This window comes from Streptomyces sp. SCA2-17 (assembly GCF_044336695.1).
The window spans coordinates 398,333-419,872 of record NZ_CP117521.1; the positions used below are offsets into that span (position 1 = coordinate 398,333).

Sequence of the window (21,540 nt, forward strand, 5' to 3'; positions counted from 1 at the left end):
TAGGAATCCCCCTGCTGGATATGCCGCTTGGAGCGGCAGAGATCGCCATGCTGCAAGGGGATCCTTTCGTCTCCCATCCCATAATGGACAGGTCGTACGAGTGTTCTTTACTAATCCGTAAGAATGACGAAACATGGCGCGGCACGAGTGGCGTCATTCGTCACCGCTGTACCGCAATATCCGTATCGTGTTGTATACCGAAATCCACTCCCAAGCGGCCGTTTTCGAGCAGCGTCCTGAGCTCCAGGCCGTCCCGCGCGACCGCGCTCACGACGGCGGCCGGGCCCGCCAGCGGGGCGACGACGGCCGTCGGGCCCAGGGCCCGGGGCTCGGGCGGGCGCGCGGCGAAGGCCGGGTCCACGACGAGGAGTTGCCCGGCCGCCCGGTGGCCGCCCAGGACCGCCCCGCCGTCCCAGCCGGGCGCGCCCGGACCGTACGACAGCTCCTGGTCGTAGAGCGGGCGCCCGCCGCGGCGGACGGTCAGCCGGGCCGTCAGCCGCCCCGGCGGCTCCCCCGCGCGCCCCAGGATCTGCTCCTCCCTCAGCACCAAGCGGGCGGTCGGGGCGAGTTCGACGACCGTGGTCATCCGCAGCTCGCCCCCGCGTGCCGAGATCAGCGGCTCGGGAAGCCAGCGCAGCACCGCGCCGTCGCCGACCCTGATGCGGACGTCGTACGTGGCCGGCGCGCCCGTACGGCCCGGGAGGGCGATGGTCGCGGCCGTGGTGGAGAAGTGCAGCGCGGCGCCGTCCCCCACGTCGGCGGAGAGCGCGAGGGCGTCGCCGCCCAGCGGCGCGCTCATCGCGCCCACCAGGCACACGCGCGCCTCGTGCCCCACGGAGCGCAGGCGCCGCAGCGCGAACGGGCCGGCGCCGTCGAGGACGGGCAGCGCGGTGCCGCCCCTGCCGTCGGCCGCGGCGACGACCCGGGCCGAGGCCAGCAGGCCGTGCCCCGCCGGGGCGAGGGCCGTGGTCACGGCGCCGCGGTCCAGGCGGCGAGCTGCGCGCGCACCCACGCCGTGACGGGCTCCACGCCGCCCTCGGCGACGAGGGAGGTGAACACGGCGGGGAGCTCCCCGCGCTGCGCCTTCGCGTCGCGCGCCATGCCCTCCAGGTCGACGCCGACGTACGGGGCGAGGTCGGTCTTGTTGACGACGAGCAGGTCGGCGGTGGTGATGCCGGGGCCACCCTTGCGCGGGATGTCGTCGCCGCCCGCGACGTCGATGACGAAGATCTGCGCGTCCACCAGGCCCTTGGAGAAGGTGGCGGTGAGGTTGTCGCCGCCGGACTCGACGAGGACGAGGTCGAGCGGCCCCGCCGTGTCCTCCAAGTCCTCTATGGCTTCCAGGTTGGCGGAGATGTCATCCCGGATGGCGGTGTGCGGGCAGGCCCCGGTCTCCACGGCCGTGATCCGCTCCGGCGGCAGGACGGCGTTGCGCAGCAGGAACTCCGCGTCCTCGCGGGTGTAGATGTCGTTGGTGACGACGGCGACGGACAACTCGTCGCGCAGGACCCGGCAGAGCGCGGCGACGGTAGCCGTCTTCCCGGACCCGACGGGGCCCCCGAGCCCGATCCGCAGAGCACGGCGCGAGCCGTCGGGGCGGACGGGGGAAGCGGCGCTGTAGGTGTGGCGGTGGGGGTAGGTCTCGGGGTGATCGAGGTGCATGGTCCCTCCGGGGGGTCGGTGATGGGTGGGGGTTCGGGGGCGGTCCGGCACCGCCGGGCTGCCACGTGGTGGCTGGTCGCCGTCGCGGCGGAAGAGACCTCGCGCCGTATGGACGGCGCGGAAGACCTTGACCGCCGTGACACCGGCGAAAGAGATCCCGCCGCCACGGCGACAAGCCACCGCGGCGAGAGCCCGGCGGAATGCGTCATCCGCGCGCGGTTCTGCGCCGTCGGACCGGCGCGTCGTCGGCTTACGCATCAGCTTGCGAACAGACGTACGGGCCAGGTCGCATGGAGTTCCGCCGTGATGTCGAGGAGTGGTGCCGAGCAGGCCGGCAGGGCGTCCGGGCCTTCCACCCCGGCCCGCCGCGCGGCGTCCACCGCGCGGCCCGCGACCGCGTCCATCGCCGGTGCGAGCCGCGCCAGGACCGCCGTCGCGTCGAACGGGTCGAGGCTCAGCAGGCGTACGGCCGCGGTCGCCGGACCGCTGACGGACTCGTAGACGGCGGCGTAGGCGGCGTCCAGCGGGGCCAGTCCGGCGGACCGGGCCGTGAGGCCGAGGACGACCGGCTGGTGGGCGCCGCGCGGCCGGGCGGCGGAGAGGGCGTCGAGCGCGTCCGAGGGCCAGGTGGCGCGGGCGGCGCGCATGAGCTGCCGGCCGAGGCGCCGCGCGGTGGCGCGCAGGGCGGGCGCGGGGGTGCGGGCGTCCGCGGCGTCGTCGAGGGCGAGCGGGTCGAGCCCGGTGGCGGCCGCGGCGGCGAGGGCGGCCGCGGTGAGCCCGGCGGTGTGCAGCCGTCCCCGGCAGAACTCCTCCAGGGTCCACCCGTCGGTGATCCGCCCGGCTTTGACGGCGGCCTCGGCCCCGCCGGAGTGCGCGTGGCCTCCGGCGGGGAAGCGCCCGTCGGCGAGGACGAGGAGGGCGGCGAGGCCGCCCGTCCTCGGAGCCGGCGCGGCGGGTTCGGTCGTCGTGCTCATCAGAACAGGAAGTAGCGCTGGGCCATGGGCAGCTCCGCAGCCGGACGGGGTTCGATGACTTCGCCGTCGACGGTGACCGTGAACGTGTCGGAGTCGACCTCGACCCTGGGCCGGGCGTCGTTGTTGCGCATGTCGGCCTTGGTCACGCCGCGCGTGGACCGTATGGGAACGAACCGCTTGCCCAGCCCGAGCCGTTCGGGGAGGCCGTCGTCCATGGCCCACTGGGTGACGAAGTTGAGGGAGTTGGCGGCGGGTGCGCGGCCGTGGGCGCCGAACATGGGCCGGGGCAGGACGGGTTGCGGGGTGGGGATGGAGGCGTTGGCGTCGCCCATCTGCGCGTAGGCGATCTGCCCGCCCTTGATGACGAGCTGCGGCCGGACGCCGAAGAAGGCGGGGTCCCAGAGCACGAGGTCGGCGAGCTTGCCGGGCTCGACGGAGCCGATCTCGTGGTCGAGGCCCTGCGCGACGGCCGGGTTGATGGTGTATTTGGCGACGTAGCGCCGGGCGCGGACGTTGTCGGCGGGGCCGTCGCCGGGCAGGGCGCCGCGGCGCTCCTTCATCACGTGGGCGGTCTGCCAGGTGCGCAGGACGACCTCGCCGATGCGGCCCATGGCCTGGGAGTCGGAGGAGATGATGGAGATCGCGCCGAGGTCGTGCAGGACGTCCTCGGCGGCGATGGTGCCCGGCCGGATGCGGGATTCGGCGAAGGCGAGGTCTTCGGGCACGGCCGGGTTGAGGTGGTGGCAGACCATCAGCATGTCGAGGTGTTCGTCGACGGTGTTGATGGTGTGCGGCCGGGTGGGGTTGGTGGAGCTGGGCAGGACGTTGGCCTCGGAGACGACGGTGATGATGTCGGGCGCGTGCCCGCCGCCGGCGCCTTCGGTGTGGTAGGCGTGGATGGAGCGGCCGGCGATGGCGGCGAGGGTGTCGCCGACGAAGCCGGCCTCGTTGAGGGTGTCGGTGTGGATGGCGAGCTGGGCGCCGCTCTCCTCGCACACGGCCAGGCAGGCGTCGATGGCGGCGGGCGTCGCCCCCCAGTCCTCGTGGATCTTGAAGCCGACGGCGCCGGCCCGCAGCTGGGCGCGCATCGAGTCGTACGAGACGGTGTTGCCCTTGCCCAGCAGGCCGAGGTTGACGGGGTAGCCCTCCATCGCCTCGAACATGCGGGCGAGGTGCCAGGCGCCGGGGGTGATGGTGGTGGCCTTGCTGCCCTCGGCGGGCCCGGTGCCGCCGCCGAGCAGGGTGGTGACGCCGGAGGCGAGGGCCTCGTCGGCGGCCTGCGGGCAGATGAAGTGGACGTGGGCGTCGATGGCGCCGGCGGTGAGGATCTTGCCGTTGCCCGCGATGACCTCGGTCTCGGGGCCGATGACGAGGTCGGGGTGGACGCCGTCCATGGTGTCGGGGTTGCCGGCCTTGCCGATGCCCGTGATGCGGCCGTCGCGGATCCCGACATCGGCCTTGACGATCCCCCAGTGGTCGAGGACGAGGGCGCCGGTGACGACGGTGTCGGGGGCGCCGTCGGCGCGGGTCGCGCGGGACTGGCCCATGGACTCGCGGATGACCTTGCCGCCGCCGAAGACGGCCTCGTCGCCGGCGTGGCCGGGCCCGCCGCTGCGGTCCTCCTCGATCTCGACGACGAGGCCGGTGTCGGCGAGGCGGATGCGGTCGCCGGCGGTCGGCCCGTAGAGGTCGGCGTAGGCGACGCGGCTGAGCTCACTCATCGAGGGGTCCCCCGCACTCGCCGCGCAGGCCCTCGACGATGCGCTTGCCGCCGATGGGCACGAGGTCGACCTGGACGGGGATGCCCGGCTCGAAGCGGACGGCGGTGCCCGCAGCGATGTCGAGGCGCTTGCCGCGGGCCGCGGCCCGGTCGAAGTCGAGGCCGGGGTTGGCCTCGGCGAAGTGGTAGTGCGAGCCGACCTGCACCGGGCGGTCGGCGGCGTTGAGCACGGTGAGCCGGGTGCGGTGCAGGCCCTGGTTGAGGGCCACGGGCTCGGCGGCGTGCAGGATCTCTCCGGGAATCATCGGGTCCGCCCCTCAGCAGATGGGTTCGTGGACGGTGACGAGCTTGGTGCCGTCGGGGAAGGTGGCCTCGATCTGGACGTCGGGGAGCATCTCGGGGATGCCTTCCATGACCTCGTCCCGGGTGAGCACCTTGCGTCCGGAGGACATGAGCTCGGCGACGGTGCGGCCGTCCCGGGCGCCCTCCAGGACGTGGACGGTGATGAGGGCCACCGCCTCGGGGTGGTTGAGGAGCAGGCCGCGGGCCTTGCGCCGCGCGGCGACGTCGGCCGCCACGTGGAGGAGCAGGCGTTCCTGCTCACGCGGGGAGAGTTGCATGTCCCACCTCACTGTCGTCCCGGGGGGTCCCGGCCGGCCGCACCGGGCCGCAACCCGAGTTCAACACGGTGTTGACCAGGGGTTCTTCGGTCGGTGGCCAGGGATTGCAGATTAGGGCGCAACCTTTTCCAACGCGTTAACTGACTCTTTGCGTTGCCATGGCCATAGCCATCCGGTCCGGCTGTCGCATGCATCTACTGGATCTTCTGGGCCGGATCATGGCCGTCCGTCCGCACGACACGTACGGCCGGCTACGGGTACCGCACATGCGGCCGTCGCCGCGGCGCGCCCGCGGCCCGGTTCGCAGGCGTGTGCGAAGCCGGGGAACGGGAGGTGTGAACGGGCCGTGCCGACGCGGGCGGTGCGGGCCCGCGGCGCAGAGCGCCGGGGGCGAAGGGATCTCCGCGCCACGCGCGCCGGAGGGGCCGGGCTCCGCGCGCGAATAAACCCGGCTCCGCCCCATGGAGGATCACGGCGTAGACGGGGCGCGGTGATCGATTTGGGGCGGACGGCCGGATTGCGCCCGGCCGGGTACGAACCGCCGCAGGCCAGCGCCTCAGCCGGCTTTCGCCGACCCCGTCAATTCGCCCTGTGTCCACCGGAATTGCCCAAGAGTGATCAGCCTCACATACCCCTGGATCCGCTCGGAATCGGCACGGCGGCTGCGCCAAGATCCCTGCGACGACAAGACCCCGCCACCCCGGCGGGGCGGTCCCGGCGGACGCCGAACCCTGCCGCCGACGGGATGCCGGGTCGACTTAGGTGCACGGCAGGGATGGAGGACCCAAGAGTGGTGGGACGACCAAGAGTAGTGCGGTCGGCCCTTGGGGTGAAGCCGTTGACGGCGGCCGGGCAACCTTCGCCTGCCCGAACCCGACAGGTCATCCTTCACAGGCGGCTGACGAAGGGTTAGCGCATGGGCGCGCACAAACGTCCGTCGAAGCTGTCCAGGGCCGGTGCCGCATCGGCCCTCACTCTCGCCGCCGTCGGGGCCACGGTCCTGGCACCGGGCGGCGCGGCAGAGGCGGAGGCGTCTTCCGTCTCCACCATGGCACTGCGGATCGCGGCCTCGAAGCAGGGCTCCCCGTACCAGTGGGGAGCGACCGGACCCTACCGGTTCGACTGCTCGGGCCTGACGCTCTACTCCTTCAAGCGGGCCGGCAAATCGCTGCCCCGCACCGCCGCCCAGCAGTACAACAGCACGCAGCACATCCCGCGGTCCGCACGCGAGGTCGGCGACCTGGTCTTCTTCGTCTCCGGGCGCGGCATCTACCACGTCGGGATATACGCCGGGGACGGGAGGATCTGGCACGCGCCCAAGACCGGCGCGGTCGTCCGCCTGGAGCGGATCTGGACCAACAGCGTGCGCTACGGCCGCGTCGGCTGATCCCCCGCGCCGACGCCAGGCCCGTAACCGCTCACCGGTGACAGGCCCGTCACCGCCCCGAGAGGGCCCGAGGCCCCCCGCACCCCGTGCGGGGGGCCTGGCCGGCCGGAGGGGAGTTCAGCGCTCGGCGCTGACCGGCACGGTCCAGGGGAGGGAGATCCACACCGTCTTGCCGCCGTCGGAGGTCGGGGTGAAGAACAGCCGCCCCCCGTACTCGGCGGTGAGACAGCGGATGATCACCATGCCGCGGCCGTTGTCCTGCTGGGCCGCGGCGGGCAGCCGCCGGGGGAAGCGGGGGTGGCTGTCCGTGACCCCGATGCGCAGCTGCTGGTCGCGGTCGAGGCGGACGTCCACGGTGAAGGTGGGCGACTGGCCCCGGGTGTGCTGCACGGCGTTGGTGGCGAGCTCCGAGACGATCAGGCGCACGGTCTCGGCGGTGTCCGTCCCGCCCGGCAGTCCCCAGTCGGCCAGCACCTCCGCGACGTAGCGCCGCGCCGTGGAGACCGAGCCGGGAGCGCTCGGCAGGGTGACGGTGGCTTCTTGGTGGTCTGCCATGGTGGTGGCCCTTTCAGCCGATGTCTCGACAGACTGCCACTGATAACGCCTGTGATGCGTGCGATCCACCAAGATATGCATATATCTGTCGCTCAAAGCGGTGAACTCTACGACGAGCGACCGTATTCGCCCGGCACACTGGGCTATTGACACTGACGTATGACAGTGACAGTGGCAGTGATCTAGGGGAGGGCAGGGCCGAATGCGCTACGGACCGGCGGTGCGCCGTCGCAAGCTGGGGGCGGAGCTGCGCCGCCAGCGCGAACTGGCCGGGCTGACGAGCCTGGAGGCCGCGCGCGCGGTGGGCTGGCACCAGTCGAAGGTCAGCCGGATCGAGACGGGCGCCAGTGGCGTGAAACCGGCGGACGTGGCACGGCTCCTGGACGCCTACGGGGTCACCGACCCCGAACTGCGCGCACTGCTGGGGGCGTTGTGCGGGGCGGGGTCGCCCGTGCCGGGCGAGGGGGCGGGGGCCCGGCGCGGCTGGTGGTACGCCTACCGCGACCGGCTGCCACCCGCCTATCTGGACTTCATCAGCCTGGAGTCGGAGGCGTCACGGTTAAGCACGCTGGAGACCACCGTGGTGCCCGGCCTGCTCCAGACGCCCGCCTACGCCCGGGCCGTGACCCGCGCGGCGCTGGGCGATCCCGCTCCGGAGCAGGTCGAGGAGCTGGTGCGGGTGCGCATGGCGCGGCAGGCGGTGCTGCGGGGCGAGCGGCCGCTGGAAGTGTGCGCCGTGCTGGACGAGGCGGTGTTGCGCCATGAGGTGGGCGGGCCGGAGGTCATGGCCGGACAGCTGCGGCACCTGGTGGAGACGGGGTCGCTGGGACACGTGCGGCTGCACGTCCTGCCGTTCTCCAGCGGCGGCCATATCGGCATCACCGGGCCTTTTGTTATTTTCTCATTTCCGCGCATTGCTGATCTGGACGTGGTGGTTCTCGACCACTTGACGAGTAGCCTCTACCTGGAGCGGAAAGAAGACCTCCGGGCGTACGGCGCGGCCTTCACGACGCTGCGCGAACACGCGCTCTCGCACGAGAACTCACTGGAATTCATCGCCGGGATCAACGACGGCGCGTAAGGAGGCACCATGTCCGCAATGCCTCGGTACGTACTTGCCGCCCCTTCGCTTCTCCGCGGCGCCTCGTGGCGGCGCAGCAGCTACAGCACCGGTTACAACAACTGCGTCGAGACGGCCGGACCGCTCCCCGGCCGGCTCCTCGCCGTGCGCGACTCCAAGCGGGCGAGCGGTCCCGCGCTCCTCTTCCGCTCCGCCGCGTGGACATGCTTCGTCGAAGGACTGCGCGACGGCGGGCCCGGCCCGCTCTGAACCGGTAAGGCTCTTTTTCTCTGGTTTTCCAGGCTCGTCAGGAGGCGGCCGGCGCGGTCCGTACGATCGCGTCGGCCGCCGCCGTCACCTGCGCGTCCGACAGATCCGCCCGGGCGGTCAGCCGCAGCCGCGAGATGCCGTCCGGCACGGACGGCGGCCGGAAGCAGCCGACCGCGAACCCGGCCTCCCGGCAGTCCGCCGCCCAGCGCACCGCCGCCTCCGGTGAGGGCGCGCGGACGGACACCACCGCCGCGTCGGGCCGTACCGCCTCGAAGCCCGCCGCCACGAACCTGCCGTGCAGGGCGGCGGCGATCTCCCGGACCCGCGCCGCGCGCTGCGGCTCGCGGCGCAGCACGGTGAGGGCCGCCAGCGCAGCGGCGGCCGCCGACGGGGCGAGGCCGGTGTCGAAGATGAACGTCCGGGCGTTGCTCACGAGGTGCCGGATCACGCGCGCGGGGCCGAGCACCGCGCCGCCCTGGCTGCCGAGCGACTTCGACAGGGTGACCGTGGCGACGACGTCCGGGGCGCCCGCGAGGCCCGCCGCGTGCACCGCGCCGCGGCCGCCCTCGCCGAGGACGCCGAGCCCGTGCGCGTCGTCCACGAGCAGCGCGGCGCCGTGCTCGCGGCACGCCGCGGCGAGCGCGGTCAGCGGGGCGGCGTCGCCGTCGACGGAGAAGACGGAGTCGGTGACGGCCAGGGCGCGGCCGGCGTGCGCGGCGAGGGCCTTGCGGACGGCGTCGGGGTCGGCGTGCGGCACGATCGCCTTCTCGGCGCGGGCGAGCCGGCAGCCGTCGATGAGCGAGGCGTGGTTGCCCTCGTCGGAGACGAGCAGGGCGCCGTCGACGCCGCCGGCGGGCCCGGCGAGGGCGGTGACGGCGGCGAGGTTGGCGGTGTAGCCGGAGGAGAACACGAGCGCGGCCTCGAAGCCGCAGAACGCGGCGAGCTCCGTCTCCAGCCGGGCGTGCAGGGCGGTGCTTCCGGTGACCAGGCGGGAGCCGGTCGCGCCCGCGCCCCACTCCCGGGCGGCCGCGGCGGCGGCCTCGGTGACCTCCGGGTGGCGGGTGAGGCCGAGGTAGTCGTTGCCCGCCAGGTCCACCAGCGGCGCGTCGGCGGACCGCGGGCGCAGGGTCCGTACGAGGCCGGCCGCCAGGCGCCGCTCGTGGTGCGCGTCGATCCACCCGAAGGCGTCGTCCTGGGGCATGCGGCCGTCCTTCGCGTTCGCGTTTCAGGGGGCTGGGGGGCCGGTTCCACGGAGCGCTCCGCAGAGCGTTCCGCGGGATGTTCCGCAGAGCGATCTGTGGAGCCCGGATAGAACCTCTCTAGAACGTAGCGGCCGTCACTCCTGGTCAGGGTGTGGCAATACACACACATCAAACCGCCCGTGTTGTGTAATCCCTACCTTGGCCAAGGGCGCCCCGTGAGCGAGGATCACCGCCATGGACCTGCTGAACACGCTGGTGGACAAGGGGCTGCGGCGCGAGCTGCCGAGCCGTGAAGAGGCGCTCGCCGTGCTGGCGACCTCCGACGACGACCTGCTCGACGTGGTGGCCGCGGCCGGCAAGGTGCGCCGCAAGTGGTTCGGGCGCCGGGTGAAGCTCAACTACCTCGTCAACCTGAAGTCGGGGCTGTGCCCCGAGGACTGCTCGTACTGCTCGCAGCGGCTCGGCTCCAAGGCCGAGATCCTCAAGTACACCTGGCTCAAGCCGGAGGACGCCTCCAAGGCCGCCGCGGCCGGCGTCGCGGGCGGCGCGAAGCGGGTCTGCCTGGTCGCGAGCGGCCGCGGGCCCACGGACCGGGACATCGACCGCGTCTCGAAGACCATCGAGGCGATCAAGGAGGAGAACGAGGACGTCGAGGTGTGCGCGTGCCTCGGGCTGCTCTCCGCGGGCCAGGCCGAGCGGCTGCGCGCCGCGGGCGCCGACGCGTACAACCACAACCTCAACACCTCCGAAGCCACCTACGGCGGCATCACCACCACCCACACCTACGCCGACCGCGTCGACACCGTGCAGCAGGCCCAGGCGGCGGGCATGTCCGCCTGCTCCGGGCTGATCGCGGGCATGGGCGAGAGCGACGAGGACCTCGTCGACGTCGTCTTCTCGCTGCGCGCGCTGGACCCGGACTCGGTGCCGGTCAACTTCCTCATCCCGTTCGAGGGCACGCCGCTCGCCAAGGAGTGGAACCTCACCCCGCAGCGGGCGCTGCGCATCCTCGCCATGGTGCGGTTCGTGTGCCCGGACGTGGAGGTCCGGCTGGCGGGCGGGCGCGAGGTGCACCTGCGGACGATGCAGCCGCTCGCCCTGCACCTGGTCAACTCGATCTTCCTCGGCGACTACCTGACCAGCGAGGGCCAGGAGGGCAAGGCCGACCTGGACATGATCGCGGACGCCGGGTTCGAGGTCGAGGGCGCGGGCACGACGACGCTGCCGGCGCACCGGGCGGACGTCGCCGGAGCGGGCTGCGGCGGGGGGTCGTGCGGGCCTTGCGGGGACGACTCGGCCGCTGCCCCTGCCGCGGTCGCGGCAGCGGTTGCGGCTCCTGAGGCCGAGGCCCCTGTGACCGGGGCCCCTGTGACCGAGGCCGTCGGCGCCGGCCAGGACGCGCGGACCGACCTGGTCGCCGTGCGGCGCCGGGGCGCGGGCACGGACCTGCCGCCCAATGCCTGAGCCGCTTACCCCCGGTGAGCTCCTCGCCCTCGACCGGCAGCACGTGTGGCACCCCTACGGTCCGATGCCGGGCCGCCAGGAGCCGCTGCTCGTCGCGTCCGCGTCGGGCGTGCGGCTGCGGCTCGCCGAGCCGGCCTGGGGCGTGGGCGAGCTGATCGACGGCATGTCCTCGTGGTGGTCCGCCGTCCACGGCTACAACCACCCCGTCCTCAACGAGGCCGTGCAGGCGCAGCTGGGGCGGATGAGCCATGTGATGTTCGGCGGGCTCACCCACGAGCCCGCCGTGCGGCTTGCCGCACGGCTCGTGGAGATCACCCCCGAGGGGCTGGAACACGTCTTCCTCGCCGACTCCGGCTCGGTGTCGGTCGAAGTGGCCATCAAGATGTGCCTGCAGTACTGGCGCTCGGCCGGACGGCCGGAGAAGCGGCGGCTGATGACGTGGCGCGGCGGCTACCACGGGGACACGTGGCAGCCGATGGCCGTGTGCGACCCCGACGGCGGGATGCACGAGCTGTGGTCCGGGGCGCTCCCGAAGCACGTCTTCGCGGACACGCCGCCGGCGCTGTCCGAGGGCCCGGAGGCCGTCGCGGCGTACGCGGCGCACCTGCGCGAGACGCTCGCGGCCCATGCCCACGAGCTCGCGGCGGTCATCGTCGAGCCGGTGGTGCAGGGGGCGGGCGGGATGCGCTTCCACGATCCCGTGCTGCTGCGGGTCCTGCGGGACGCGTGCGACGAGCACGACGTGCTCCTCGTCTTCGACGAGATCGCCACGGGGTTCGGCCGTACGGGCCGGCTGTTCGCGGCCGAGCACGCCGGGGTCACGCCCGATGTGATGTGCCTCGGCAAGGCGCTGACCGGCGGCTATCTGACGATGGCGGCGACGCTGTGCACGTCGCGGGTCGCCGACGGCATCTCGCGGGGCGAGGTGCCGGTGCTGGCGCACGGGCCGACGTTCATGGGCAACCCACTCGCCGCGGCCGTCGCCAACGCCTCGATCGACCTCCTCCTGGGCCAGGACTGGCAGACGGAGGTCAAGCGGATCGAGGCAGGCCTGCGGGACGGCCTCTCGGAGGCGGCGGAACTGCCGGGCGTACGGGACGTCCGCGTCCTGGGCGCGATCGGCGTCGTCCAGCTCGACCACGAGGTGGACGTCGCGGCGGCGACGCGGGCAGTGGTCCGCGAGGGCGTCTGGCTGCGGCCGTTCCGCGACTTGCTGTACGTGATGCCCCCGTACGTGACGTCCGACGAGGATGTGGCTCGGGTGTGCGGGGCGGTCTGCGCGGCGGCGAGCGTGGCGTAGCGCGGGCCGCGGCCGCGGCGGGGGCACCGGGCCCCCGCTGCCCGGGTCACCGGGCAGGCCCGTCCGGCACCGCCGGACACCGTCACGGTGGCTGATCACGGCTGCGGCGGAGGAACGCGGCGCTGCTGCGCGTCCTTTCTCCGCCGCAGCGTCGCTCGGCCGAGACGGCGCAGCCCGGCGGTGCCGGACAGCCCTCGGCCGGTAACCAGGACCATGAGACAGAAGGCTGAGGACATTCATGACCGTACTCATCGTTACCGGGACCGGCACCGAGGTCGGTAAGACCATCGTCACCGCGGCCCTCGCGGCGGCGGCGCGAGCCGCGGGCCGCTCCGTCGCCGTGCTCAAGCCCGCGCAGACGGGGGTCGCGCCGGGCGAGCCCGGGGACGTCGCCGAGGTGCACCGCCTCGCGGGGGACGGGGTGACCGGGGAGGAGCTCGCGCGGTTCCCCGAGCCGCTCGCGCCGGGCACGGCCGCGGCCCGGGCCGGCCTCGCCCCCGTCCGCCCGCCGGAGATCGTGAAGGCGGCCGCGCGGCTCGCGGAGAGCCACGACCTGGTCCTCGTCGAGGGCGCCGGCGGGCTCCTCGTCCGCCTGGACGAGGAGGGCGCGACCCTCGCGGACGTAGCTCACCTGCTGGCGGCCCCCGTCCTGGTCGTCGCGCAGGCCGGCCTCGGCACTCTCAACACGACGGCCCTCACCGCGGAGGCGCTGCGCGCCCGGGGCCTGCGCTGCGAGGGCGTGGTGATCGGCAGCTGGCCGGCCGCCCCGGACCTGGCGATGCGCTGCAACCTGGCCGACCTGCCGGAGGCGGCCGGCGCCCCGCTGCTGGGCGCGGTCCCGGAGGGGGCGGGAGCCCTCCCGCCGGAGGGCTTCCGCACGGCGGCACCCGCCTGGCTGGCGCCGAAGCTGTCCGGCACCTGGGACGCCGCAGGCTTCACCGCATCCCACCGCTGACCCCACCCGTCCCGGCCGTCCCACACACACCGCCCGCCCCAACTGCCGCGGCCGCGGCGGAGCTTGCGGCGCGCCGACGGTGCGGGCCGGGCCGGCGGGGGAACAATCGCGGTAGCCGTCGTCCCCGGAAAGGGGTGTGTGCCATGCCGCCGCTTCGGAGCACCAGGTTGCCGCACGACGCCGTGCACCATCCGGTCTTCGCCCGCTTCTACGCCAAGGTGAGCCCGGTCATCGACGAGCGGGCCGGTGTGGGCGCGCACCGCCGCGAGTTGCTGGCCGGCTTGTCGGGCCGGGTGATCGAGATCGGCGCGGGGAACGGCCTGAACTTCCCGTACTACCCGCCGACGGTCTCCGAGGTGGTGGCGATCGAGCCGGAGCGCGGCCTGCGCAGGATCGCGGTGGAGGCGGCGGTGCGGGCGGGCGTCCCGGTGGACGTGGTGCCGGGCGCGGCCGAGGCGCTGCCGGTGAAGAGCGAGGCGTTCGACGCGGCGGTGACGTCGCTGGTGCTGTGTTCCGTACGGGATGTGCGGCGCGCGCTGGCGGAGCTGCGGCGGGTGCTCAGGCCGGGCGGTGAGCTGCGGTTCTTCGAGCACGGGCGGGCCGAGGGCCTGGCGCTGGCGGTCACGCAGCACGCGCTGGACCGGACGGTCTGGCCGGTGCTGTTCGGCGGGTGTCACACGGCGCGGGATCCGCTGGCGTCGATCGAGGCGGCGGGGTTCGAGCTCGGCACGTACAGCCGGCTGCGGGTCCCGCAGACGCGCGTGCCGACCCCGGCCTCCCCCTGCGTGCTGGGCGTGGCCAGACGGCCGTCCGTGACCGACCCGGCCGGCCCGGCGGACGGTCACGCGTGAGCCCTCTCACACCGCCCCGGCGCGACAGCGAAAGCGAGCACGAAGCGGAGGAAGCCTCCGCTATCTTTGGATCATGAACCCCTTCCCCTTCCCCTTCCGTTTCGCCGTCAACATGCTCTCCCCCGGCTCCGCCACCGCATGGCGCGAGAAGTGCCGCCGCGCCGAGGCCCTCGGGTACGACGTGATCCTCGTGCCCGACCACCTCGGGATGCCCGCGCCGTTCCCGTCCCTCGTCGCCGCCGCCGAGGCCACCGAGCGCCCGCGCCTGGGCACCATGGTGCTCAACGCGGGCCTGTGGAACCCCGCGATGCTGGCCCGCGAGGCGGCCACGACGGACCAACTCACCGGCGGCCGCCTGGAGCTGGGCCTGGGCGCGGGCTACGTGAAGGCCGAGCACGACCTCGCGGGCCTGCCCTTCGGCTCGCCGCGCGAGCGCGTGGACCACCTGGAGCACACGGTCCGCGAGCTGGAGCGGTTTCTCGGCGATCCGGAGCACGCGCCGCGGCCGGCGCAGGACCCCCGCCCGCCGCTGCTCCTCGGCGGCAACGGCGACCGGATGCTGCGGCTCGCCGCGCGGTACGCGGACATCGCCGCGTTCTCGGGGGCGACGACGGACGACAGCGGCGCCATCCGGCCCGTCTCCCCCGCGGTCCTGGGCGAGCGGGTGGCCCGCTACCAGGGCTTCGCCGCGGACCGGCCCGAGCCCGCCGAGCTCAACATCCTCGTGCAGCGGGTCGTCGTGGGCGACCGCCGCGCCGCCGCCCGCGAGCTGCTCGCGCAGGCCCCCGGCCTGACCGAGGACGAGCTGCTGGCGCACCCGGTGCTGCTGGCCGGCTCGGTCAAGGACATCGCGGACCAGGTGCGGGCCCACCGCGAGCGGTTCGGCTTCACGTACTTCACGGTCCTGGAGCCCTCGATGGAGGCGTTCGCTCCGGTGATCGAGGAGCTCCGCTAGACGTCGGCAAAAAGGACACCGGGCCCTTTTGCCCGTCCTTTACCATGGGGGGACAGCTTCCCGTACAACATGAAAGGTGTGAGCGTCCGCCCATGGGCGAGCCTCCCAGTAGTCCCCGCAGTCGACATCGCGCGGTCCCCGTCCCTTCGTCCGATCATGGGACGGAGGTGAACCGATGACCGAGGTAGTCCTGCTGGTGGTCGCCCTGCTGCTGACCCTGGCCTGCGCCGTCTTCGTCGCGGCGGAGTTCTCGCTCACCACCGTCGAGCGCGCCGACCTCGAGCGCGCCGCCGAGAACGGCGAGCGCGGCGCGGCGGGCGCGATCCAGGCCGTGCGCAGCCTCACCTTCCAGCTCTCCGGCGCCCAGCTCGGCATCACCGTCACCGGTCTGATCATCGGCATGATCTCCAAGCCGTCCATCGCGGCGCTGCTCACGGGCCCGATGGAGGCGATCGGCCTCGGCGCCGGCGCGGCCTCCACGACGGCCCTGGTGCTGGCCACCGTGCTGTCCACCGTCGTGCTGATGGTCGTCGGCGAGCTCGTCCCGAAGAACTGGGCGATCTCCCGGCCGCTGCCGGTCGCCAAGCGGGTCGCGGGCCCGCAGCGCGCGTTCTCCGCCGCCTTCCGCCCGCTGATCCGGCACCTGAACAACACCGCGAACCGCACCCTGCACCGGATGGGCCTGGAGCCCGCCGAGGAGCTGGCCTCCGCGCGCGGCCCGCAGGAGCTGGCCGCGCTCGCCCGCCACTCCGCCAAGGAGGGCACCCTGGAGGCGGACGCCGCCGAGCTGTTCGTGCGGACCCTGAGCCTCGCCGACCTGACAGCGGAGAACGTGATGACGCCCCGCGTCCAGGTCATCGCCCTGGACGCCCAGGCCACCGCGGAGGACGTCGCGAACGCCACCCGCGCGACCGGCCTGTCCCGCTTCCCCGTCTACCGCAACAACCTCGACACCGTCGTCGGCGTCGCCCACATCAAGGACGTCCTGGCCATACCCGCCGACCGCCGACCCCGCCACCCCGTCGCCTCGATCCTGCGCGAGCCCTTGCTCGTGCCCGAGTCGCTGACCGTGGACCGGCTCCTGGACCGGCTGTCGGGCAAGCGCACCATGGCCGTCGTCATCGACGAGTACGGCGGCACCGCCGGCGTCGTCACCCTGGAGGACATCGTGGAGGAGGTCGTCGGCGAGGTCCGCGACGAGCACGACCCCCACGAGGTGCCCGACCTCGCGCCCGCCGGCACGGACGCCGCGGGGCGCCCGCTGTACGACGCGGACGGCGCGGCCCGCACCGACCAGCTGGAGATCATCGGGCTGCACGCGCCGGACGGCCCGTACGAGACCCTGGCCGGCCTCGTGGCGACCGAGCTCGGCCGGATCCCCGGCCGGGGCGACACCGTGGAGGTCGCGGGCTGGCGCGTCGACGTCGTCGACGCGACCGGTCACCGCGCGGCCCGGGTCCGCCTGACGGGACCGCCCACGGACACAGGGACCGGCATTGATTCCGCCTCGGGCTCCGGCTCCGGCTCCGAGGCCACCGGGGAGGGCGGCCGATGACCTTCGTCCAGCTTCTGATCGGCCTGGCGACGCTCGTCGTCAACGCCTTCTTCGTGGGCGCGGAATTCGCCCTCATCTCGGTGCGCCGCAGCCAGATCGAGCCGTACGCCGACCGGGGCGACCGGCGCGCCCGCAGCGTCCTGTGGGGCCTGCGCCACATCTCGGCGCTGATGGCCGCGGCCCAGCTCGGCATCACGCTGTGCACCCTGGTCCTGGGTGTCGTCGCCGAGCCCGCGATCGCCCACCTGCTGGAGCCCGTCTTCGACGTGCTCGGCGTGCCGCACGGCCTGGTCCACCCCATCTCGTTCGTCATCGCGCTGGCCGTGGCGACGTACCTGCACATGCTGTTCGGCGAGATGGTGCCGAAGAACATCGCCCTGGCCGAGCCGGTCCGCACCGCCCTGCGGCTCGGCCCGCCGCTGGTCACCCTGGCGCGGGCGCTGCGCCCGTTCGTCTTCGCCATCAACGCCTTCGCGAACGCCCTGCTGAAGCTGCTGCGGGTGGAGCCGAAGGACGAGGTGACGGCGACGTACTCGGACGACCAGCTCGCCCGGATCGTCGCCGACTCCAGCGCGGCCGGCCTGCTGGACTCGCGGGCCACGGAGCGGCTGCGCGACGCCCTGGTGCTGGGCAAGCGCCCGGTGCAGGACGTGGTCACGCCCGTCGAGCGGGTCGTCTCGGCGCCGCTGGGCGTCACTCCCGAGGGGCTGGAGCGGCTGTCGGCCGAGTCCGGGTTCTCGCGGTTCCCGGTGGTGGACGCGGCGGGCCGCATCCTGGGCTACCTGCACGTGAAGGACGCCCTGGACGCCCGGCCACGGGACTTCCCCTTCCCGCTCCAGCGGATGCGCCGCATCGCGACGGTCCCGGCGACGACGCCGCTGGACGACGTCATCACGACGATGCGCGGCACGGGCACCCACCTCGCCGGAGTGATCGGCGAGGACGGCAAGCTCGCCGGCCTGGTCACCCTGGAGGACCTCCTCCGCAAACTGGTGGGCCGCCCGGCCCAGTGACCCGCACCGCCTCCGCCCCCGGCCGGGCGGCGGTCACCTCACCGGCCTGAAGCCGGCCGGCAGCGGCGTCCGGGCTGTCCGGGCGCCGCTCAGTTGTAGCGGACAGACCATGCGTGCGCCACTTGCGCGTTCTGCAAGGGCATCAGGATGGTGATGAAGTCCTTGCAGAACGGGTCCGAGTACACGTAGGCGATGCTGTCGGTGTAGTTGGCGACCAGGCCGGCATCGCCGGGAGCTTCGCTCCGGTTGCAGCCGGTGGGGTTCTGAAGGATGCGACCGTTGATGATCAGGGTCCCGGTCGCGGCAGAGGCTGATTGAGTCAGTCCGAGCGTGAGCGCGACGCTCGCGCCGAGCACTCCCAGTGTGGTGGCAAGACGCCGCATGCGAATCTCCTTTGATCGGGGCGTCGGCCCCGCCCCCGCGGTCCGGTGGGCGCGGCACTTGAACGACCCGAGCGTGCCGGGCGCCCCGTCCGTACCGCCAGCAAATCCAGGCACTTCGGGACGCAGGAACGCGGAAACGCCCTTTGACCAGGGCAGTCGCAAGCTGCCTGGAACGCGGAGCCGGGACGCCTGACGCCGTTCCTCCCCCGGGGGTGACCGGACATGGGCGCCGGTCCAGGCCCCGCACCGGCGCCGGGCACACCGGACGACCAGGTGCTCCCCGGGTGCAGCCTTCGACCGGCTGATCACCGGACGGGGTGCGGGGTGCGGCCGGTGTCGTCGCCGCCGGAGAAGAGCCGCATTGCGTTGCCGTTCACCTCGGTGATGTCCCGGCCGTCAGCTCCTCGATCCGTTCGGCGAAGTCGGGGCCGGGCAGGGGGAGCTCGACGTCGGCGTCGTCGGCGTCGTCGAGGGCGTCGGGGACGTAGGCGATGACGGCGGTGACGGCCGGCGAGGTGCCGTGGCCGGCGTAGCCGCGCTGGACCATCATGTAGCGCAGGACGGCGCGCAGGTCGTGGCGTGTGTCCTCGCCGCGGGGGCGGTTGGCGAGGTCGGTCTGCCGGTGCCACAGGTCCGCCTCGTCGGTTTCTCCGAGGGCCATGTGGTGGAGGTAGAGGCACAGGGCGGCGGAGAGGTCGCCGGCGCCTGCGGCGAACTGCCACCAGAATCTGGCGCCGTCCTCTCTGCGGGCGAGGTGGAGGACGCAGCCCAGGACCAGGGCACCGTCCGGTTCGGGGATGCGGCTGACGAGGAAGTCCCGCAGCCGGTGCAGGTCCTGCACCGCGATGCTCTCGCACAAGGCCCTCAGGTTCTCCCGGAAGGCCCGCCGGGGCAGGGCGCGGCGCACGGCTGAGCGTGCGGCCGCGGTGCGGGCGGGCAGTAGCGCGTCATCGACGCGCAGGGCGCCTTGCCACATGCGGGCGGCGATCCGTGCTGTCAGCCGCTCCTCGGCCTGGCGGGTGCCGGTGTAGGGGGGGCGCTGGATGCGGGCGTGCTCCAGCAGGCGCTCGACGGGCTCGGTCATCCTCGGCCTCCCTCGGTCGGGTCGTCAGTGTCGGGGGCGCACTCCGGAGTGAACGCTTTTCTGAGGCGGTGGCGGGCGTAGCGGGCGGTGGAGCGGACGCCGGCTTCGGTGATGCCCAGGACGTCGGCGGTCTCGCGAGTCGTGTAGCCGAGGACGTGGTGCAGGACGAACACGTCCTGCTGCCGCTCGGGGAGGGCTTTGACGGCTTGGTAGATCTCCAGGCTGATCTCCAGCTCGCCGATCGGGTCGCAGGCGTGCTCCAGTCCGGTGGTCTCGAAGGCGGCGGTGTCGACCACGACGGGCCGGCGGCCGCGGGCCCGGGCCAGGTCGATGGTCCGGTGGCGCACCACGCGCCACGCGTAGGCCTGCGGGCTGGGCTTCTCCAGGACGTGCGACCAGGTGCAGTACAGCTGTTCAAAGGCGGTGTCGACTGCTTCCTCGGCATCCGCCCAGCTGGAGAGGTACAGCTGGGCCCAGTGGACGTAGCGGCCCCGGTAGAGCTCGTGGAAGGCCCTGAAGTCCGCCGGGAGCTGCGGCTGTAACACAGCGATCGGATCCGGATGCCGCCGCGACCGCGGCGTCACCCCCGCCCTCCCCGCCGCCGGCTCCCGCCGCGCGATCCCGCTCGATGGTGCGGAGTGTCCAGCTCCGGATCGCATAATAAGACCGCTCGGGCCGCGGCGCGCCCCAGCACCCTCAGGGCATCACGGCCGAAAACCCGCGTGAGCAGCGCGACCATCAGGCCGTCTGTGAGGTGACCTGGCATCACGATCAGCAAATCCCTTCACCCGCAGCAGGGGCGGCTCTCCCCTACGCCCCGGAGGACCCTCGGTGACTCCTCTGCCACGTAAAGCGTCCACCGGCCGCCAAATGTGCAAGCGGGGTGCCGTGAAGACGCCCGAGGTGCCGGGCGAGGCGGGAGAGAGCGAGGTGCCCCGCCGCAGCGCGGTGGCGGAGGCGTTCCCTCTGCCCGGTGACCGTCAGCGGATGCTGACGATCGTGCAGGTGGCGGGTGGGACGGTGACGGTCAAGGAGGTTGGCGTCGAGCTGGGGCTCGGGGTCGCGGTGCTTGTCCGGCTTGAGCCTCTGCCGTCGCTTATCCCGGCACTCCCCGTGTCCCCTGCAGGTCGTGTCGCTTAACTCCCCACTGGACGAGAGGGAGTTGTCGTATACCTCAGCCGGGCCATGAGTCTCATTCTACTTCGGCACCGGCCAGCCCCTGTGACGCATGCCATAACCGATCAGGTGACCTCGACCGACACAGGCTTCCTGCCGCGAATCGGACTTGATCGCCCTACGCCTCTCATCGGCAGCCTGTCCGGCTTCCGGCCTAACTTCGGCTCGCTGTACGCACCCTGCCGCCCCATCAGCACGGAGAAGAACTATGTCCCGCCCCGTCCAGCCCGCCGTCGCCGTCATCACCCCGACGGGCTTGCACCCCGCGCGCCTGCCCTTCCTCGAGGAGCTCTACGAGGGCCTCCGCGCCCAGGAAGGCGTCACCTGGGAGTGGGTCGTCGCGCCCAACGGCCCGCGGGCCGAGCCTGACCTCATCCCGCGCACGATCACGAAGGACCCCCGGGTCAAGGTGATCGCCAGACCCGGGCCTGGACCGGCGCCCGCCCGCAACGCCGCCTTGAACTACGTCGACGCACCTCGCTGCGCCTTTGCGGACGACGACCGGCTCCCCCCGTGCAGCTTGGCCGTCCGGAACGAGCACGCCATCGCCACCGGGCTACGCTGGGTCGCTGGCCGGTCGGCCGACTGGGACTCCGGGTCCGGAAGCCTTCGACGTGGATGTGCCCGACCCCTGTCGGGCCGCTCGCGCCCGGCGAGGTACTGGCGTACTGGCCGGACCCGCTCGCCAGCAAGCCGCCACTGGGGCACTGCATGCTGCTGACCGAGGCACCCCTCGCGCGGGCAGTCGGGCATGGCGGTCTGCACAAGGGGGAGGACTACACGTTCCTGATCGGCGTCTGTGCCCGCTCGGCCGGGGAGCTGCTGTCCGACGTTGTGTATCACCGGAGAGTGCACTCCGGGCAGTGGACTGCCGAGGATTCGTATCGTGACCAGGCCGAATTCGACGCTCGAGCACATGCGTGGCTGAAAGGGTGTGAGGAGCGTGACCTGCAGGCCAAGATCCCGTCGGGATCCACGGTGAGCTCAAAAGCCGCCTGATGACAACAGTAGGCGCAGGTATTCAGCCTAGGGGCTGCCACAGGAATCCGGCATTTGCAGCGGCTACTTTTGATGGCGCATTTGAGCGCTGGAGGAGCGCTGTCACTCGAACTAGGCTCCTGTGCATGTGCAGTGCCGTGGGGCGCCCTTTCCGATAAGCGCGCCCCCTAAGCAGGCTTGTTCGGGTGCGCCGAGGGGAGCGGTATAGAACTCACGGTGTTGGACCCCAAGTACCAGGCAGCGGTCTGCGTCGCTTCGGGGCGGAGGGGTCTCTCCTGTGACCGGTGGTGAGGTGAGGGACCGTGGGCGGTCGGCGGTGCTGCGGGGCGGTCCGCCCGGAATTGTCGTAGGTGTA

Annotated in this window: 23 protein-coding genes and 1 riboswitch; of the genes, 12 read left to right on the forward strand and 11 right to left on the reverse strand. The window is 72.9% G+C overall.

The annotated features are described in order from the left end of the window. Positions 1 to 160 precede the first annotated feature (160 nt). The 6 genes from PS271_RS01775 to PS271_RS01800 all read right to left on the reverse strand — a co-directional run bounded on the left by PS271_RS01775 (position 161) and on the right by PS271_RS01800 (position 4,976). Complete coding sequence (locus PS271_RS01775) at positions 161 to 1,012, reverse strand: urease accessory protein UreD (RefSeq protein WP_398379462.1); 852 nt, start codon at positions 1,010 to 1,012, stop codon at positions 161 to 163. Continuing rightward, positions 970 to 1,662 carry an urease accessory protein UreG gene (gene ureG, locus PS271_RS01780; RefSeq protein WP_398379464.1) on the reverse strand — a complete coding sequence of 231 codons (693 nt, stop codon included), beginning with the start codon at positions 1,660 to 1,662 and terminating at the stop codon, positions 970 to 972. Before ureG ends, PS271_RS01775 begins: the two co-directional genes overlap by 43 nt. 257 nt (positions 1,663 to 1,919) lie before the next feature. Continuing rightward, positions 1,920 to 2,636, reverse strand: coding sequence for an urease accessory protein UreF (locus tag PS271_RS01785; RefSeq protein WP_398379466.1), 717 nt, complete (start codon positions 2,634 to 2,636; stop codon positions 1,920 to 1,922). Next, a complete protein-coding gene (locus PS271_RS01790; protein ID WP_398379468.1) occupies positions 2,636 to 4,357 on the reverse strand; it encodes an urease subunit alpha in 1,722 nt (573 codons plus the stop codon). The genes PS271_RS01785 and PS271_RS01790 overlap by 1 nt, the downstream gene beginning before the upstream one ends. Next, positions 4,350 to 4,661: an urease subunit beta gene (locus tag PS271_RS01795; protein WP_398379471.1), complete on the reverse strand. Its 312-nt coding sequence runs from the start codon at positions 4,659 to 4,661 to the stop codon at positions 4,350 to 4,352. The genes PS271_RS01790 and PS271_RS01795 overlap by 8 nt, the downstream gene beginning before the upstream one ends. Before the next feature lie 12 nt (positions 4,662 to 4,673). Then, positions 4,674 to 4,976, reverse strand: coding sequence for an urease subunit gamma (locus PS271_RS01800; RefSeq protein ID WP_356288597.1), 303 nt, complete (start codon positions 4,974 to 4,976; stop codon positions 4,674 to 4,676). Positions 4,977 to 5,712: 736 nt separating this feature from the next. Beyond that, positions 5,713 to 5,888, forward strand: a riboswitch (cyclic di-AMP (ydaO/yuaA leader). A 4-nt stretch (positions 5,889 to 5,892) separates the two neighbouring features. On the opposite strand from PS271_RS01800, the gene PS271_RS01805 reads away from it, so the two are divergent. Beyond that, positions 5,893 to 6,363 (forward strand): C40 family peptidase, encoded by a 471-nt coding sequence (locus tag PS271_RS01805; protein WP_120757220.1) that lies wholly within the window; start codon positions 5,893 to 5,895, stop codon positions 6,361 to 6,363. Between the two features lie 117 nt (positions 6,364 to 6,480). Here PS271_RS01805 and PS271_RS01810 read toward each other — a convergent pair whose 3' ends face one another. Continuing rightward, entirely contained in the window at positions 6,481 to 6,918 is a 438-nt protein-coding gene (locus PS271_RS01810; protein ID WP_398379474.1) for an ATP-binding protein, read from the reverse strand. Positions 6,919 to 7,120: 202 nt separating this feature from the next. On the opposite strand from PS271_RS01810, the gene PS271_RS01815 reads away from it, so the two are divergent. Both PS271_RS01815 and PS271_RS01820 read left to right on the forward strand, forming a co-directional pair. After that, the gene (locus PS271_RS01815; protein ID WP_302859475.1) at positions 7,121 to 7,999 is read left to right on the forward strand and encodes a helix-turn-helix domain-containing protein; all 879 of its coding nucleotides are present in this window, start codon (positions 7,121 to 7,123) and stop codon (positions 7,997 to 7,999) included. A 9-nt stretch (positions 8,000 to 8,008) separates the two neighbouring features. Continuing rightward, positions 8,009 to 8,248, forward strand: coding sequence for a DUF397 domain-containing protein (locus tag PS271_RS01820; RefSeq protein WP_398379477.1), 240 nt, complete (start codon positions 8,009 to 8,011; stop codon positions 8,246 to 8,248). A gap of 37 nt (positions 8,249 to 8,285) precedes the next feature. Here PS271_RS01820 and PS271_RS01825 read toward each other — a convergent pair whose 3' ends face one another. Next, positions 8,286 to 9,449 (reverse strand): 8-amino-7-oxononanoate synthase, encoded by a 1,164-nt coding sequence (locus PS271_RS01825; protein WP_398379479.1) that lies wholly within the window; start codon positions 9,447 to 9,449, stop codon positions 8,286 to 8,288. Positions 9,450 to 9,684: 235 nt separating this feature from the next. Here PS271_RS01825 and bioB point away from each other — a divergent pair, with 235 nt between their 5' ends. The 7 genes from bioB (at position 9,685) to PS271_RS01860 (ending at position 17,543) form a co-directional block, all read left to right on the forward strand. Further along, the gene (gene bioB, locus PS271_RS01830; RefSeq protein WP_398379481.1) at positions 9,685 to 10,914 is read left to right on the forward strand and encodes a biotin synthase BioB; all 1,230 of its coding nucleotides are present in this window, start codon (positions 9,685 to 9,687) and stop codon (positions 10,912 to 10,914) included. After that, positions 10,907 to 12,214 carry an adenosylmethionine--8-amino-7-oxononanoate transaminase gene (locus tag PS271_RS01835; RefSeq protein ID WP_398379483.1) on the forward strand — a complete coding sequence of 436 codons (1,308 nt, stop codon included), beginning with the start codon at positions 10,907 to 10,909 and terminating at the stop codon, positions 12,212 to 12,214. The genes bioB and PS271_RS01835 overlap by 8 nt, the downstream gene beginning before the upstream one ends. Before the next feature lie 238 nt (positions 12,215 to 12,452). Then, a complete protein-coding gene (bioD, locus tag PS271_RS01840; RefSeq protein WP_398379485.1) occupies positions 12,453 to 13,169 on the forward strand; it encodes a dethiobiotin synthase in 717 nt (238 codons plus the stop codon). Between the two features lie 143 nt (positions 13,170 to 13,312). After that, positions 13,313 to 14,020 carry a class I SAM-dependent methyltransferase gene (locus tag PS271_RS01845; RefSeq protein ID WP_398379487.1) on the forward strand — a complete coding sequence of 236 codons (708 nt, stop codon included), beginning with the start codon at positions 13,313 to 13,315 and terminating at the stop codon, positions 14,018 to 14,020. A gap of 73 nt (positions 14,021 to 14,093) precedes the next feature. Further along, on the forward strand, positions 14,094 to 14,975 hold the full coding sequence (locus PS271_RS01850) for an LLM class F420-dependent oxidoreductase (RefSeq protein WP_398379489.1): 882 nt from the start codon (positions 14,094 to 14,096) through the stop codon (positions 14,973 to 14,975). 175 nt (positions 14,976 to 15,150) lie between these two features. Next, positions 15,151 to 16,530, forward strand: a complete 1,380-nt coding sequence (locus PS271_RS01855) for a hemolysin family protein (protein ID WP_398379491.1) — start codon at positions 15,151 to 15,153, stop codon at positions 16,528 to 16,530. Continuing rightward, positions 16,527 to 17,543 (forward strand): hemolysin family protein, encoded by a 1,017-nt coding sequence (locus tag PS271_RS01860; protein ID WP_398379493.1) that lies wholly within the window; start codon positions 16,527 to 16,529, stop codon positions 17,541 to 17,543. The genes PS271_RS01855 and PS271_RS01860 overlap by 4 nt, the downstream gene beginning before the upstream one ends. 89 nt (positions 17,544 to 17,632) lie before the next feature. On the opposite strand, the gene PS271_RS01865 is transcribed toward PS271_RS01860, so the two are convergent. The 3 genes from PS271_RS01865 to PS271_RS01875 all read right to left on the reverse strand — a co-directional run bounded on the left by PS271_RS01865 (position 17,633) and on the right by PS271_RS01875 (position 19,555). Then, entirely contained in the window at positions 17,633 to 17,926 is a 294-nt protein-coding gene (locus PS271_RS01865; RefSeq protein WP_398379495.1) for a hypothetical protein, read from the reverse strand. A gap of 373 nt (positions 17,927 to 18,299) precedes the next feature. After that, positions 18,300 to 19,010, reverse strand: coding sequence for a hypothetical protein (locus PS271_RS01870; RefSeq protein ID WP_398379497.1), 711 nt, complete (start codon positions 19,008 to 19,010; stop codon positions 18,300 to 18,302). Further along, complete coding sequence (locus PS271_RS01875; protein WP_398379499.1) at positions 19,007 to 19,555, reverse strand: RNA polymerase sigma factor; 549 nt, start codon at positions 19,553 to 19,555, stop codon at positions 19,007 to 19,009. The genes PS271_RS01870 and PS271_RS01875 overlap by 4 nt, the downstream gene beginning before the upstream one ends. Before the next feature lie 839 nt (positions 19,556 to 20,394). On the opposite strand from PS271_RS01875, the gene PS271_RS01880 reads away from it, so the two are divergent. Both PS271_RS01880 and PS271_RS01885 read left to right on the forward strand, forming a co-directional pair. Continuing rightward, positions 20,395 to 20,907: a glycosyltransferase family 2 protein gene (locus tag PS271_RS01880; protein WP_398379501.1), complete on the forward strand. Its 513-nt coding sequence runs from the start codon at positions 20,395 to 20,397 to the stop codon at positions 20,905 to 20,907. After that, entirely contained in the window at positions 20,898 to 21,185 is a 288-nt protein-coding gene (locus PS271_RS01885; protein WP_398379503.1) for a hypothetical protein, read from the forward strand. The genes PS271_RS01880 and PS271_RS01885 overlap by 10 nt, the downstream gene beginning before the upstream one ends. The last annotated feature ends 355 nt before the right edge of the window (positions 21,186 to 21,540 follow it).